The organism is Paracoccus yibinensis, assembly GCF_030846195.1.
GTDB classification, from domain to species: domain Bacteria; phylum Pseudomonadota; class Alphaproteobacteria; order Rhodobacterales; family Rhodobacteraceae; genus Paracoccus; species Paracoccus yibinensis.
On the sequence record NZ_JAVCWH010000034.1, the window covers coordinates 1 to 13,880 of the forward strand.

Annotated in this window: 13 protein-coding genes and 1 pseudogene; 1 reads left to right on the plus strand and 13 read right to left on the minus strand. The window is 66.8% G+C overall.

What is annotated here, in order from left to right; translation table 11 throughout:
* From RAH32_RS20560 to RAH32_RS20615, 12 genes are all read right to left on the minus strand, one after another.
* On the minus strand, window positions 1-102 hold a 102-nt coding region (locus RAH32_RS20560; protein WP_306610281.1), incomplete at its 3' end, for an FAD-binding protein.
* Window positions 99-1,622: a class I adenylate-forming enzyme family protein gene (locus tag RAH32_RS20565; protein ID WP_306610269.1), complete on the minus strand. Its 1,524-nt coding sequence runs from the start codon at window positions 1,620-1,622 to the stop codon at window positions 99-101. The genes RAH32_RS20560 and RAH32_RS20565, both read right to left, overlap by 4 nt.
* Complete coding sequence (locus RAH32_RS20570; protein WP_306610270.1) at window positions 1,619-2,449, minus strand: oxepin-CoA hydrolase, alternative type; 831 nt, start codon at window positions 2,447-2,449, stop codon at window positions 1,619-1,621. Before RAH32_RS20570 ends, RAH32_RS20565 begins: the two co-directional genes overlap by 4 nt.
* Window positions 2,449-2,871 carry a PaaI family thioesterase gene (locus RAH32_RS20575; protein WP_306610271.1) on the minus strand — a complete coding sequence of 141 codons (423 nt, stop codon included), beginning with the start codon at window positions 2,869-2,871 and terminating at the stop codon, window positions 2,449-2,451. The genes RAH32_RS20570 and RAH32_RS20575 overlap by 1 nt, the downstream gene beginning before the upstream one ends.
* On the minus strand, window positions 2,868-3,866 hold the full coding sequence (locus tag RAH32_RS20580; RefSeq protein ID WP_306610272.1) for an acyl-CoA dehydrogenase family protein: 999 nt from the start codon (window positions 3,864-3,866) through the stop codon (window positions 2,868-2,870). Before RAH32_RS20580 ends, RAH32_RS20575 begins: the two co-directional genes overlap by 4 nt.
* 14 nt (window positions 3,867-3,880) lie before the next feature.
* Window positions 3,881-5,077 carry an acyl-CoA dehydrogenase family protein gene (locus tag RAH32_RS20585; RefSeq protein ID WP_306610273.1) on the minus strand — a complete coding sequence of 399 codons (1,197 nt, stop codon included), beginning with the start codon at window positions 5,075-5,077 and terminating at the stop codon, window positions 3,881-3,883.
* A 12-nt stretch (window positions 5,078-5,089) separates the two neighbouring features.
* Window positions 5,090-6,265 carry an acetyl-CoA C-acyltransferase gene (locus tag RAH32_RS20590; RefSeq protein WP_306610274.1) on the minus strand — a complete coding sequence of 392 codons (1,176 nt, stop codon included), beginning with the start codon at window positions 6,263-6,265 and terminating at the stop codon, window positions 5,090-5,092.
* The gene (locus RAH32_RS20595) at window positions 6,262-8,376 is read right to left on the minus strand and encodes a 3-hydroxyacyl-CoA dehydrogenase NAD-binding domain-containing protein (RefSeq protein WP_306610275.1); all 2,115 of its coding nucleotides are present in this window, start codon (window positions 8,374-8,376) and stop codon (window positions 6,262-6,264) included. Before RAH32_RS20595 ends, RAH32_RS20590 begins: the two co-directional genes overlap by 4 nt.
* 2 nt (window positions 8,377-8,378) lie before the next feature.
* Window positions 8,379-9,176: an IclR family transcriptional regulator gene (locus RAH32_RS20600; protein ID WP_306610276.1), complete on the minus strand. Its 798-nt coding sequence runs from the start codon at window positions 9,174-9,176 to the stop codon at window positions 8,379-8,381.
* 7 nt (window positions 9,177-9,183) lie between these two features.
* Window positions 9,184-10,521 carry a TRAP transporter large permease gene (locus RAH32_RS20605; protein WP_306610277.1) on the minus strand — a complete coding sequence of 446 codons (1,338 nt, stop codon included), beginning with the start codon at window positions 10,519-10,521 and terminating at the stop codon, window positions 9,184-9,186.
* Between the two features lies 1 nt (window position 10,522).
* Window positions 10,523-11,035 (minus strand): TRAP transporter small permease, encoded by a 513-nt coding sequence (locus tag RAH32_RS20610; protein ID WP_306610278.1) that lies wholly within the window; start codon window positions 11,033-11,035, stop codon window positions 10,523-10,525.
* Between the two features lie 127 nt (window positions 11,036-11,162).
* Window positions 11,163-12,188: a C4-dicarboxylate TRAP transporter substrate-binding protein gene (locus tag RAH32_RS20615; RefSeq protein ID WP_306610279.1), complete on the minus strand. Its 1,026-nt coding sequence runs from the start codon at window positions 12,186-12,188 to the stop codon at window positions 11,163-11,165.
* A gap of 910 nt (window positions 12,189-13,098) precedes the next feature.
* Here RAH32_RS20615 and RAH32_RS20620 point away from each other — a divergent pair.
* Window positions 13,099-13,592, plus strand: a pseudogene (locus RAH32_RS20620) (IS6 family transposase); the annotation flags it as partial.
* A gap of 56 nt (window positions 13,593-13,648) precedes the next feature.
* On the opposite strand, the gene RAH32_RS20625 reads toward RAH32_RS20620, so the two are convergent.
* Window positions 13,649-13,880 (minus strand): transposase (locus tag RAH32_RS20625; RefSeq protein ID WP_306610280.1); only part of this gene is annotated, 232 nt, incomplete at its 5' end.

A 13,880-nucleotide genomic window follows, 5' to 3' on the forward strand; every position in this document is an offset into this window, starting at 1 on the left:
CTGCTTGCACCGGATCGCCGCCGACAAACCCGACGGACCCGCCCCCACGATCACAACGTCATACTCCATCGACTCGCGTGCAGGCTGAATGGTGTCGGTCATGGGTGGTCCTCCTGGATGTCCAGTGCGTGCCGGAACGTCTCGATCAACTGTTGCTTGAGGATCTTCCCATTAGGCGATGTCGGCAGAGCGGTCGTCACAATGATGCGCGCGGGGCGCTTGTAGGCCGACAGCCTTGCAGCCACGTGCAGACGCAGGTCAGCTTCGGTCACGGAGGCGGGGTCGTCGGTTTGGCAAAATGCCAAGACTTCCTCATTGCCACCTTCGACCTTGCGGCCGATCACTGCGGTCTGGATCACGCGGGGATGGTCGTTCAGCGCGGCCTCGACTTCGGGCGGATAGACGTTGAAGCCGCCGCGAATGATCAGTTCGCGCGCACGCCCCGCGACATGCAGGTTCCCTGCTTCGTCAAACCGTCCCAGATCACCGGTGCACAGGAACCCTTCATCGTCAAAGGCCGCAGCCGTAGCTGCAGGGTTGCGGAAATAGCCAGGCATGACATGCGGGCCACGGGTCTGGATTTCACCGACCCCGTCTGAGCCGATGTTGCGCAGGCGCAGGTCCACTCCCGGCAGGGCGGGACCGACGCTCACATCCGGCACGCCCGGCGGGTTGGTGGTCAGGGTCACGCCTGCCGTTGTTTCCGTCAGGCCATAACCGTTCTGCAGCGCCACGCCATAAAAGGCCTCGGCCCTCCGCTTCCAGTCAGGGTCCAGCGGCGCCGCGCCCGAGGAAACATAGCGCAGGCGCCCCGTTGAAAGGCGGTCGATGCCGCGGGCGGCCGCCTCCTCCATGATCAGCGCGTGCATCTGCGGCACGGCCGGCAACACGCTGGCCCCCGCCTCCAGCGTGTCCAGCACCGCCACAGCCGAAAAGCGCGGAAACAGCCACAGCGACGCCCCGGCGACAAGGCTCGCGATAGTCATGGAGGTCAGGCCGAAGACATGGGTGATGGGCAGGACGCCCACGATCAGATCTTCATGGGTCATGCCACGCATCTGCGCGGATGTCTGCCCACCAAACAGCAGGTTGCCATGGCTGAGCATGACACCCTTGGGTGTACCGGTGGACCCGGTGGTATAAAGAATGACAGCCGGCTGGTCCGGTCCAGGTGCCACCGGTTCCGGGGTTGCGCGGCCGTGTGGCCCGGCAATCGCGACCGTTCCCAAGGGTGTCGGCCAGGGCGCCGCATCCGCAGCGGCGGCATGGCTGGCCGCCTGGGGCGAGGCGTTGGACAGGAAAACCGTCAGCCGGGCATCGGTATGGCCCGCAATGCGGCGCAGTTCATGATCGGTCATGCGCGCATTGACCGGCACACCGACCGCGTCCAACCGCGACGCCGCCAAGATCAAGCCCGCGATTGCCGCGCAGTTTTCCGCCACGATCAGCAGGCGGTCGCCTGCAACCAGACCCCGCGCGGCAAGATCGGCGGACATCCAATCGACGGCTTCGGCAAACTGTCCATAGCTGTGGCGGCTGCCGTCGTGGTCGATCAGGGCGATCGCATCCGGCCGGACCGCGCGCTGCGTGTCAAGCAGGTGATGGATACGCGTCATCGTCATCGGTCGGTTTCCTCCTTCTTCGTCCCGGCATGAGACGCGGGCTTGCCACGTCCGAAGTCGGGCGCCACGCGGGCAAGCCGCGCCTTCAATCCGGCCGCTGCCTCGGGCGAGGCCAAGGCATCGGCCATGGCATCCCGTTCGCGATCAAGCTGGTCGGCGAAGCCGGAATGGCCTGCTTCGGCCAGCAGGCGCTTGATTGCGGCCTGCGCCTCTGCGGGCCCACCGGCCAGCCGGGCGGCCAGTTCGGCGGCGCGGGCGACGGCCTGCCCCGGCGCGCAGAGATCCGTGACGACCCCCATCGCGGCCAGTGCGATTGCGCTGACCGGATCGCCCGTCATGCACATCCGCGCCGCAAATGGTGCGGGCACGCGCCGCGCAAGCAAGGCCGTCAGCCCGCCATCCGGCACCAGCCCGACGCGGACATAGGCGGCGGAAAAGGTCGCGTCCTCAGCCGCGACCAGCAGGTCGCAGGCAAGAGCGATGGACAGCCCGGCCCCTGCCGCGCCGCCTTCGACGGCGGCGATCACGGGACGGGGACAGGCGCGGATTGCGCGGATCGTGGCGTGCAGGTCGTCGATCCGGGCGCGGCGTTCGTCGCGCCCCATGGCGGCCCGCTGCGACAAGGCGTTTAGGTCGCCGCCTGCGCAGAAATAGCCGCCTGCGCCGGTCAGCACCACCGCCCCGAACCGATCCTGGGTCGCGGCCCGGCTCAGAGCGTCGCGCAGGACAGGGTGCATCGCGGGGGCAAGCGCGTTGCGGCTGCCGGGATTATCCAGCGTGACCAGAAGGTGGTCACCCTGGTCGGCAACGGTGATCGGATCTGTCATCAACCTTCCCCCGCCCCGCCGGGAACCCGCTTGAAGACGCCGGATGCGGTGGCGATCAGGGTGCCGTCCTCGTGAACCAGCTCTCCAGCCACGAATAGAAGGCTGCGGCCCCCGCCGACCACCCGGCCGGTTGCCGTCACGCGGCCCTGGCGGCCCGCGCCAATGAAGTCGATGTTCAGCGAGACGGTCAGGAACGGCCGCCGCCCGCTGTCATCCACCGTCAGGCTGGCCGTGGCCCCGCAGGCGTTGTCCAGCAGCATTGCGGCGATGCCGCCGTGAAGCACGCCATGGCGGTTCGTATGCCGGTCGTCCACGACCAGATGGCAGCGGGCGCGGCGGTCGGGCTGGCCCACGTCCAGCGTGTAACCGACCAGCCGCTGCGCGCCCGTTTCATCCGCGATCAGATGGGCGGGGTTGGTCATGCCGCGCTGACCGCGATGAAGCGTTCCAGGTGATGGTCGCTGTCCCCAAACCGGGCATCGGCGGCCAGCAGGCGGCGGGCCATCGGGGCCAGTTCGTATTCCTCGGTCATGCCGATGCCGCCATGAAGCTGAATTGTTTCCTCGGCGACAAGGCGCGCGATGCGACCGACCAGCGACTTTGTCGCAGCGACATGGCGGTCCCGGTCGGGGCCATCCAGGTTTCCGGCCAGGTTCCAGACGGCGGAACGGGCCTGCTCGACTTCGGTCAGCAGGTCGGCCATGCGGTGCTGGATCGCCTGAAAGGACCCGATGAGGCGGCCGAACTGCTTGCGGGTCTTGAGGTAATCGGTGGTCAGATCGACCGCTCGTTCCATCACCCCCAAGGCGTCGGCGCACAGCGCCAGGATCGCGGCGGCCAGCGGGCGGTCCAGCAGGTCGGCGGCGCCGATGCGGCGGGCGGGAACGTCCTTCAGCGACACCTCGGCCGCGCGGCCGCCATCCATCAGCGCGTAGCTGCGCAGGCTCAGCCCCTCGGCACCAGCCTCGACCAGGTAGAGGCCGTCGGTTGCCCGGACGATCAGGTGCGTCGCGTCGCCGGCGCCGGGAACCACCGACTTCTCACCGGTCAGCCGGCCATCGCTGGCGGTCGTGGCGATGGTTCCGTCATACCGTTGTCCGGGTTCGTCAAGCGCGACCGCGATGCGAGCCTCGCCACTGGCGGCAGCCTCGGTCAGGTCACCCTCGCCCGCGGCGGCCAGGATGCCCGCGCCCAGGACAACGCTGTCCAGCAGCGGCGTGACGGCACCGGCGCGGCCCAGGGTGCGGAACACCATCAGGATGTCCGGCCCGGTGCCGCCGAAGCCGCCCGCGTCTTCCGTCATCAGCGCGGCACCTGCGCCCAGTTCGAACAGGGCGGCGGCGTCAGTGCTGCGTTCCAGCGTCCGGGCCAGGCTGTCGCCCAGCATGGTCTGTTCCTCGGTAAAGCCAAAGTCCATCAGCCGATCCCCCCTTAGAGGCCCAGGAGGGATTTTGCGATGATCCCCCGCTGGATTTCGTTCGAGCCGCCATAGATCGACAGCTTGCGGTTGTTCAGATAGGCGCGGGTGGCGCCCGCGGCCTCGGGCGGGCCGGGCGGCAGGTCGTCGTTCGCGCCCTCCAGCCCTTCGGACGGGAAGGCAAGCGCCCAGGGGCCGACCGCGCGACGCGTCAGGTCGTTGATGGCCTGGCGGATCTGCGTGCCCTTCAGCTTCAGCATCGAGCTTTCGGCGCCGGGCACCTGGCCTGCCGCAGCTTGGGCCAGCAGGCGCAGGTTGGTCGTGGCCATCGCCATCAGGTCGATTTCAACCCGCGCGACCTGGGCCGCGAACAGCGGGTTCTGCGACAGCGGCTTGCCGCCCGACACCTGGCCGCGCGCGATGCGCTTCAGCGCGGCAAGCCCCGCCGTCGCAAAGCCCACGCCCGCGATATTGGTGCGTTCATGCGTCAGCAGATACTTGGCATAGGTCCAGCCCTTGTTCTCCTCGCCCACCAGATTCCGGGCCGGGACGCGCACGTCGTCGAAGAAGACCTCGTTCACCTCGGGGTTGCCGTCCAGCAGCACGATGGGCCGCACGGTGATGCCGGGCGAGGTCAGGTCCACCAGCAGGAAGCTGATGCCTTCCTGCGCCTTGGCGGCCGGATCGGTCCTGACCAGGCAGAAGATCCAGTTGGCGTGCTGGCCCAGCGTGGTCCAGGTCTTCTGCCCGTTGACCACGTAATGATCACCGTCCCGCACCGCGGTGGTCTTGACCGAGGCCAGGTCCGACCCCGAACCCGGTTCGGAATAGCCCTGGCACCACCAGTCCTGGCCGTTCAGGATACGCGGCAGGAAGCGGTCCTGCTGTTCCTTGCTGCCGAACTTCTGCAACACCGGCCCCAGCATCGCGATGCCGAAGGGCAGGATGCGCGGCGCGTGGGCAAGCGCGCTTTCCTCCTCGAAGATGTGGCGCTGAATGGCGGTCCAGCCCGCGCCGCCGAATTCGCGGGGCCAGTTGCCGGCCAGCCAGCCCTTCTCGTTCAGGATGGCGTGCCATTCCTCGATCTCGGCCTTGGTCAGTTCCTGGAACAGGCGGACCTTTTCGGACAGCCGTTCGGGAAGGCGGTCCTGCAGGAACTGGCGGACCTCGGCGCGGAAGGCCTGGTCCTGGGGGGAAAAGCTCATGTCCATGTCGGAAGTCCTTCAGAAAATCTCGATCAGGCCGGCGGCACCCTGGCCGCCGCCGATGCACATGGTGACGACGCCCCATTTCGCGCCGCGCCGACGACCTTCCAGCAGCAGATGCCCCGCCGTCCGCGCCCCGGTCATGCCGAAGGGATGACCGATCGCGATCGAGCCGCCGTTGACGTTGTATTTCTCGGGGTCGATGCCCAGCCGGTCGCGGCAATACAGCGCCTGGCTGGCAAAGGCTTCGTTCAGTTCCCACAGGTCGATGTCATCGACCGCCAAGCCCGCACGCTCCAGCAGGCGCGGCACGGCGAAGACCGGACCGATGCCCATCTCGTCCGGTTCGCAGCCCGCGACGGCGAAGCCGCGGAAGGCGCCCAGCGGCGTCAGACCCTCGCGCGCGGCCAGGTCGCCGTCCATCACCATCAGCGCCGCCGCCCCGTCCGAGAGCTGCGAGGCATTGCCTGCGGTGACGAACTTGTCCTCGCCCTTCACGGGTTTCAGCGCCGCCAGCCCGTCCAGCGTGGTCGAGGGGCGGTTGCATTCGTCCGCATCCAGCGTGAAGTCCTCGTGCCGGGTCTCGCCGGTGGCCTTGTCCGTCACGGCGCGCGTCACCTGCATGGGCACGATCTCGTCCGCGAACAGCCCGGCCGCCTGTGCGGCCGCGATGCGCTGCTGGGACCGCAGGGCGTATTCGTCCTGCGCCGCGCGGCTGACGCCATAGCGGGCGGCGACGTTGTCGGCCGTGTCGATCATCGGCAGATACAGGTCGGGCTTGTGCGCCTCGATCCAGGCCTCGCGCGCATGGCGGGGGGGCGGCTGGACCAGGCTGATGGATTCCACCCCACCTGCCAGCACGGCCCGCGCGCCTTCCTGCCGGACCATATGCGCGGCCATCGCCAAAGCTTGCAGCCCGGATGCGCAGAAGCGGTTGACGGTGGTGCCCGCCACGCTGACCGGCAGGCCGGCGCGGATCACGATCTGGCGGGCAATGTTGCCGCCGGTGACATATTCTGGATAGCCGCAGCCCCAGATACTGTCTTCGATCAGGGCGGGGTCGATGCCCGCGCGCTCGATCGCGGCGGCCGCGACATGGCCCCCCATCGTGGCCCCGTGCGTCAGGTTGAGGCTGCCGCGCGCGGCCTTGCCAATGCCCGTGCGGGCGGTCGAGACGATGACCGCGTCTGTCATGCTGCATCCTTTCCGGTTTTCGGTTCGGCCAGCGTCCCGCCTTGGGCGGCAAGCCGGGCCAACAGGGGGGATAGCTGCCAGAAATAGGGGTCTTCCGCAGCGAACCGCCTGATATCGGCGGCGATGCTGTCCAGCCCGGTCGCGTCGGCCCAATGCATCGGTCCGCCCTTCCATCGCGGGAAGCCATAGCCGTGCAGCAGCACCACGTCGATGTCGGACGCCCGCGCCGCGATGCCTTCGTCCAGGATCTTCGCGCCTTCGTTCACCATGGCCGCCATGTAGCGGGCCTGGATCTCCTCGGTCGAAAAATCGCGCGGGGTGATGCCCAGGTCGGTGCGGAGGCCAGCCAGCATCCCGTCCATCTCGGGGTCGGGGCGGCCCTGCGGGCTGGCGTCGTCATAAAGGTAATAGCCGCGCCCGGTCTTGCGCCCCAGCCGCCCGGATTCGACCAGCCGGTCGGCAAAGACCGGCACCCGTTCGCGCGGATCGCGCGTCGGCGCCTTGCGCTGCCGGGTCGCATAGCCGATGTCCAGCCCCGCCAGATCGCCCACCTGATAGGGGCCCATCGGAAAGCCCAGGGCCACCACCGCCTGGTCGACCTGATAGGGCGAGGCGCCGTCCAGCACCAGGTGATCGGCGGCCGTGCGATAGGCCAGCATCATCCGATTGCCGATGAAGCCGTCGCAGACGCCGGACCGCACACCGATCTTGCCCATTTTCTTTGCCAGGGCGAAGGCCGTCGCCGTCACATCGGGTGCGGTCTTGCCCGCCACCACGATTTCCAGCAGCCGCATGACGTTGGCGGGCGAGAAGAAGTGCAGCCCGATCACGTCCTGCGGACGGGTCGTGGCGCCCGCGATCAGATCCACGTCCAGATACGACGTGTTGGTGGCCAGCACCGCGCCGGGCCGGCAGACCCGGTCCAGCGTGCGGAATACCTCCTGCTTGACCTCGAGGCTTTCGAAGACGGCCTCGATCACCAGATCGACCTGGGCCAAGGGATCATAGGACGTTACGGCGCGGAAGACCTGCGACTGCATCCGGCTGGCGGTGTCCGCATCCAGCTTGCCCCGCTTGACCGCGCCGTCCAGCATCTTGCCGATACCTGCGGCAGCCTTGGCGGCGGATGCCTCGTCGCGTTCGACCAGCGTCACGTCCATCCCGGCAGTCAGGGCCGATGCGGCGATCCCCTGTCCCATCGTGCCGCCGCCGACGATGCCCAGGCGCCTGATCGGCCGCGCATCGACACCCGCCAGGTCATCCTGCTGCGCCGCACGCCGTTCCGCGAAGAAGGCATGGATCAGCGCGGCGCGTTCGGGGGTCTGCATCAAATCCGTGAAGGCCTGGCGTTCCTGTGCCATTCCATCGGCGAAGGGCAGGCCCAGTCCCGCGACGATGGTATCCAGGGCGCGCAGGGGCGCGATCTGGCCGCGCGCGGATTTCGCGACCTTGGCGCGCCAGGCGTGAACCGCGTCGGCATCGACGGCGGGCGCGGGAACCCCGGACAGGCGGCGGGGTGCGCGTCCTTCGGCCAGCAGGCGGCGCGCCTCGGCCTCGCCCGCCGCGCGGGGATCGGTTTCTTCGGCAAGCGCATCGACCAGGCCCAGGTCAAGCGCCTTGCGGGCGTCGATCTGGCGGCCCGAGGTGATCAGGTCGATCGCGGCCTCGACCCCCACGGCGCGCGGCAGCCGCTGCGTGCCGCCGGCGCCAGGCAGAAGGCCAAGCGTGACTTCGGGCAGGCCCATCCGCGTGCCGGGGACCGCAACGCGGCAATGGGCGCCCAGGGCGATTTCAAGGCCGCCGCCCAAGACGGTGCCGTGCAGGGCGGCGACGATGGGCTTGACCGACGCCTCCAGCGTGGCGACCACGTCCGGCAGGATCGGCGGCACCGGCGGCTTGCCGAATTCCGAAATGTCCGCGCCCGCGATGAAGGTGCGGCCGGCGCAGAACAGCACGGCGATCCGCGCATCCGCGTCACCTGCCAGCCGGGCCACCGCGTCCGACAGCCCCTGGCGGACCGCTGCCGACAGGGCGTTGACGGGCGGGTTGTCGATCTCGATGAAGGCGATGCCGCCTTCGGAGTGATAGCGCACGGGGGAAGGTTCGGTCATGGTCATGCCTCGGTCGGGATCAGGCCGGGGGCCTGCCCGGTCAGTCGTTCCAGGGTGCGGACGGCGGCCGCCAGCTTGGGCCCGACCTCGGTTTCCATGCGTTCGACCGATGCCTCGGCCGGCAGGGCGCCGCAGGTGAAGATCACGGGTTCGGCCAGGTTTCCGCTGCGAAAGGGCACCGATACCGCGTTATAGGCAGCGGGACCGCTGCCCGCCGGGGTAGAGACAAATCCCGTCCGGGCCAGTTCGGTGCGCACCTGCGGGCGACAGGCCAGCAGATCCTCGATGGCCTGGCGATCCTGGACCGCCTCGGTGACGATGCGGTCGATCTCGTCCGGGGTCGCGGCGGCCAGGAATGCGCGGGGCGAGGAAAAGGTTTGAAACGGAACGCGCTGCCCCACCTCGAGCCAAATCGAGGCGACGTGGCGGGGCCGCCAGGTTCGGATCAGCACCATCTTGTCGCCGTCGCGCACCGCCAGGACAACCAAAGTGCCCGTTTCATCGGCCAGGCGCTGCATCAGGTCGTGCGCGGGGACCAGGAAGGACAGCGAGGTTGCAGCGACATGGCCGACCGCGACAAGCGTCGGCCCTGGCCGGAACCGGTCGTCACGGGGCGACTGCACCAGATAGCCCAGCTGCCCCAGGGTGAAGGTCAGCCGCGACACGGTTGACTTGGGCAAGCCCGTGCGTTGCGCGATTTCCGCGTTGCTCAGGCCGTCGTCGGTGACGCGAAAGGCGCGCAGCACCGACAGACCCCGGGCCAGGGTCGTCGCGAAGCGGGGATCATGCAGGTCGGTCATCGGTGTCTCACAAGCCATTCGGGATGATGGTCGATATTGCCGGGACCAGCACCAGGATTGCCAGCACGACGATGTCCATGGCCAGGAAGCGCGACACGCCCGCGAAGATGGTGTCCACCTTGATGCTGCGGTCGGTCACATTGCCGATGACGAAGACGTTCAGCCCCACGGGCGGGGTGATCAACCCGATCTCGAGCAGCTTGACCACGATGACGCCGAACCAGATCAGGTCCATGCCCATGTTGTCCACCAGCGGGATGACGAAGGGCAGCGTCAGGACGATGATGCCCACCGGGTCCAGGAACATCCCCAGGAACAGATACAGCACGCAGATCGCCACCATCAGGATCAGCGGCGACAGCCCGGCATCGGCGACCCACTGCGACACCATCCCGGCGGCCCCGGTCAGCGCGACGAAGGACACGAAGATCTTGGCGCAGGCCGCGATCAGGAAGATGGCCGAGGTCTGGACCAGGCTTTCGCGGATGGCCGTCCACATCGACCGCAGCGTCAGCGAGCCTTCGAAGAAGCCGATCAGGATGGTCAGCACGACGCTGATCGCCGCCGCCTCGGTCGCGGTGAAGATGCCGCCATAGATGCCGCCGATGATGACGGTGAACAGCAGCACCGCAGGCCAGGCCGAGATGGCGGCCTTCAGGCGCGCGCCCCGGGGCAGCGGCGTCGGATCGACAGGCGCGGCGCTTGGGTCGCGCGAGGTCCACCACATCACCACCAGGACATAGCCCAGCAGCGTCAGCAGCCCCGGCAGGATGCCCGCCAGGAACAGCTTGCTGATCGAGGTTTCGGTGAAGATGCCATACAGGATGAACAGCACAGACGGCGGGATCAGCGACCCCAGCGTGCCGCCCGCGGCGACCGAGGCCGTGGCGAGCTTGGGGTTGTAGCCCAGGCGCAGCATCTCGGGGACGCAGATGCGGCCCATGGTCGAGGCGCAGGCGATGGAGGACCCGGAAATGGCCGAGAAGCCCGCGCAGCCCATGAGCGACGCGACACTGACGCCGCCCGGCACGCTGCGCAGCCAAACGTTGGCCGCGTCATAGATGCGCGTGGTGATCCCTGTGTAATAGGCGATGTTGCCCAGGGCCACGAACAGCGGGATCATCGACAGGTCATAGGAATGGATCAGTTCGAAGAAGCTGTTCACGACCATGGACGAGGTCGGGTTGATCGCGCGTTCCGGCATGAAGGAACCGCTGCGGAAGGCATAGATCAGGAAGGTGCCGACCGTCGCCACGCCCGCCAGCACGAAGGCAATGGGCACGCGCAGGGCCAGCAGGACGATGACCAGCCCGAAGGCGACAAGCCCGATGGTGGATGCATCCATCTCAGACAGACTCCTCTGTGGGGTGGCCGCCATCGGTGACGGTCCCGGTCCGGCGCAGTTCGGCCATGTCGCTCAGCGCGATCAGGACAAGGCGGATCATCATCACGATCAGGCCCAGCAGGAAGACCAGCTTCATCGGCCAGCGGGGAATGCCCAGCAATCCGTCGTAGAATTCCCCGGAACTCCAGGACCCTGACAGGTTGCGCCAGCTGGCATAGATCAGCGGAAGCAGCGCCAGCAGCGCCACGAACCAGCCCATGATGATCAGGACGCCCCGCGCCCGCGGCGACATGCGGTCGGTCACGAAGGTGACGGCGATATGGGCGCGGCTGGCCGTGGCGGCGGCAAGAGGAAAGACGATGGTCGGGATCATCAGTTCGCGCACGATGATGACGATGTCGGGCACGGCCATGCCAAGGAACTGCCGGCCGACCACGTTGGCGGTGATCACAAGGGCCAGGGCCAGGGCCGAAACGACGGCGAATTCAAGCATGATGCGTTCAAGGGCCTTCATGGCCGCACCTCCTGGGTTGGGGCACGTGACAAGGCGGTCTGGACCGGGAATAGTTCAAACCAGACAGGGCGCTAGGGACGCGAGCGCGATGCGATGCGGCGTCCCCGAATTGGTCAGAACCTGGTGGTCAGTCGGGCTTTGCTGCCCAGGGATAGCCCTGTTCATCGCGCTGCCTGGTGTATTCGGCGATCAGCGCGGTGTATTCGTCGACCAAGGCCCGGCCGTCCAGGCCCGCGGCATCGGCACGCGCGATCCATTCATCGACATATTTCGTGCCCATCTCTCTAAGACGCGCGCGATCCTCTTCCGAGATTTTCAGGACCGGGATCTGCTTGTCCTCCAGGATCTTGATCGACCGCTGGTTGGCGTCGGTCAGGATGCGCCCGAACTCGTCGGCCAGGCCTTCGCCGGCGGTCAGCAGGGCCTGCTGCTGTTCGGGCGGCAGCATGTCGAAGCTGTCCTTGTTCATCATGATGCCCAAGGCACCGATCTGGCCGAAGTCGATCTCGGTATAGCTGTCGAACACCTCGTCGAACTTCAGCGCCTCAACCAGATAGGGATAGGTCTGAGTGCAGTCGATCAGGCCCGTTTCCAGTCCCTGATAGGCCTCATAAACGGACATGTCGACGGGCGTCGCACCCAGGTCGTGGAACACTTTTCCATAGGCGCCGACGCCGCGGATCTTCATCCCCTGCACGTCATCCAGGGTTTCGATGGTCTTGCCCTTGCAGCCGACCTGCACGGCCGAGGTGGTATAGGTGCCGATATAGACCAGGTTCTGCTGGGCCAGGTTTTCGCGGATCTGCTCGTTTTCGCGCATCAGCTTGTCGGTGGCCTTCATCCCGACCCAGGGATCGGGGTTCGGGATCGGCAGATCAGCCAGGCCATAGGCAATCATGTCCTGGGGGAAATAGACGCCGATGACTGAACCCATATCGGCGACTCCGTCGCGGATCGACTGAACGGCGACCTTTTCCGAAAACAAGGCACCGCCCCAGTTCACGTCGATGGTCAGCTCGCCATCGGTCTGCGCCGCAACTTGATCCACGAACCACTGGGTCGCTTCGGCACGCACGCCGCGGTTGGGACCGGCCTCGCCATAGATCAACGTCATGGCACTGGCAGGCATCGCGACCGCCAAAGCAAATCCCATCGTCAAACAACCTGCTGTCAGAAAACGCATGATGATTCTCCTCTCCTGTTCCATTTATTGACATACAATTCCGAATAATGGAACACCATTGCGTCTGCCGCTTGTTTCCCCAAGATGTCGGCGCTTGTGAGACAGGAAGAACGCCATGATGCCCTGCCCCGACCGGCCCGGCAGGCGGCGCGCCGATCCCGGCAACGGGGCGGCGGATCCCGTGGCGCTGCCTTGCGGGCGGGGGTGCATTGCATGACCGGCGGCCAGCCACGAACCACGATCGCGCACGCCTGCATCGTCATCGTGATCGCGGTCTCGATGGCCGGGATCGTCGTCAGCATGCCCGCCACCGGAAGTGCCGCGGGTATCGCCTTGGCTGTCCATCTGGCCTGTCTGGCACCGGATGGCCTTCCTGCCGACGCCTCCCGGCCCTGCCGGGCTAGTTGCGCGTGGTCGCCAGCGAGGCGCCCGAGGTTCTTCGCGCCGGTCGCTATCTGACCACGCGGCTGCCGGGGCGGCGCTATCTGGCAATGAACCTCGGCGGCCATGTCTTCGGCGTCCTGATCAACTTGGACGGCATCGCGAGCCTGCTGGCAATGACCCGCCGGTCGCTCGAAGAAACCAGCGCCCATCTGCCCGCCGACCTGCGCGAATGGCACCTGCGCCGCATGACGACGGCGGCTCTGCGCGGCTTTTCGCCGGTGGCGCTGTGGTCGCCGATCGGACCCGAACTGAACGGGCCGCTTCTGGCGATACCCGATCCGCATTACGGCGACGTGACGCCGTCAGGCCAGTCACGGCCGCGCTGTTCCTGGCCTGGGCTTGTTTCTGGACTGGGCAGGCGCGCCGACCATTCCTGCCGGCCTAAAGCCAGCGCAGGGCGCCCGCACTGCCGACCGGGGCGGGGTTTGCAATCCTGGTGTCGTATCGTGACCTCGAGGAGATCATGCAAAGCAAGGCATCAGGGTCGCGACCATGCCACCTCGAACCGATGGGCGGCGCGCTTTGCAGGGCTTGTCGCAGAGGACGCGCGACGACGCAAGCAGCCGACCGACGGATCCTGGCGAATGAATGGGGCTTACATCAAGGTGAGAGGACAGTGGGTTATCTCTACCGCGCCATCGACAAGTTCGCGGAAACCCTGGACTTCACGCTGTCGAGGCGCCGGAACAAGCCGGCAGCCATCTAGTTCTTGGCCCGGGCAATGGAGGTCAACGGCCTTCCACGCAAGATCGTCATCGACCAGAGTGCTGCCAATACCCACGCCAACAGGGACGTCAACCGAATGCCGAAACGGTTTGGTTGCCCGATCCCGATCGACAGGGTGCGGATCAAATACCTCAACAATTTGGTTGAACGGATGATCGATTCATCAAGCGCCGGATGAAGCGATGCTGGGCCTTCAAGAGCTTCACATGGGAGTGTCCTGAACTTTGTGTATCTGGCCCGGTCCATGCGGTTTCAGATACTCAAGCGTCGAAGCGCTCGCCGAACATTATGGCGAACTGATTGCGGGCCGCAAACCATTCCCGGACGTTTCGGCCGTCTTTCTCGAAGCTGCGGATGGCGAGATAGATCAGCTTTGTCGCCGCCTCGTCTGTGGGGAATGACCCTCGGGTCTTGATCGACTTGCGGATGACCCGGTTCAAACTTTCTATGGCATTGGTGGTGTAGATGATCTTGCGGATCGCCGGATCGAAG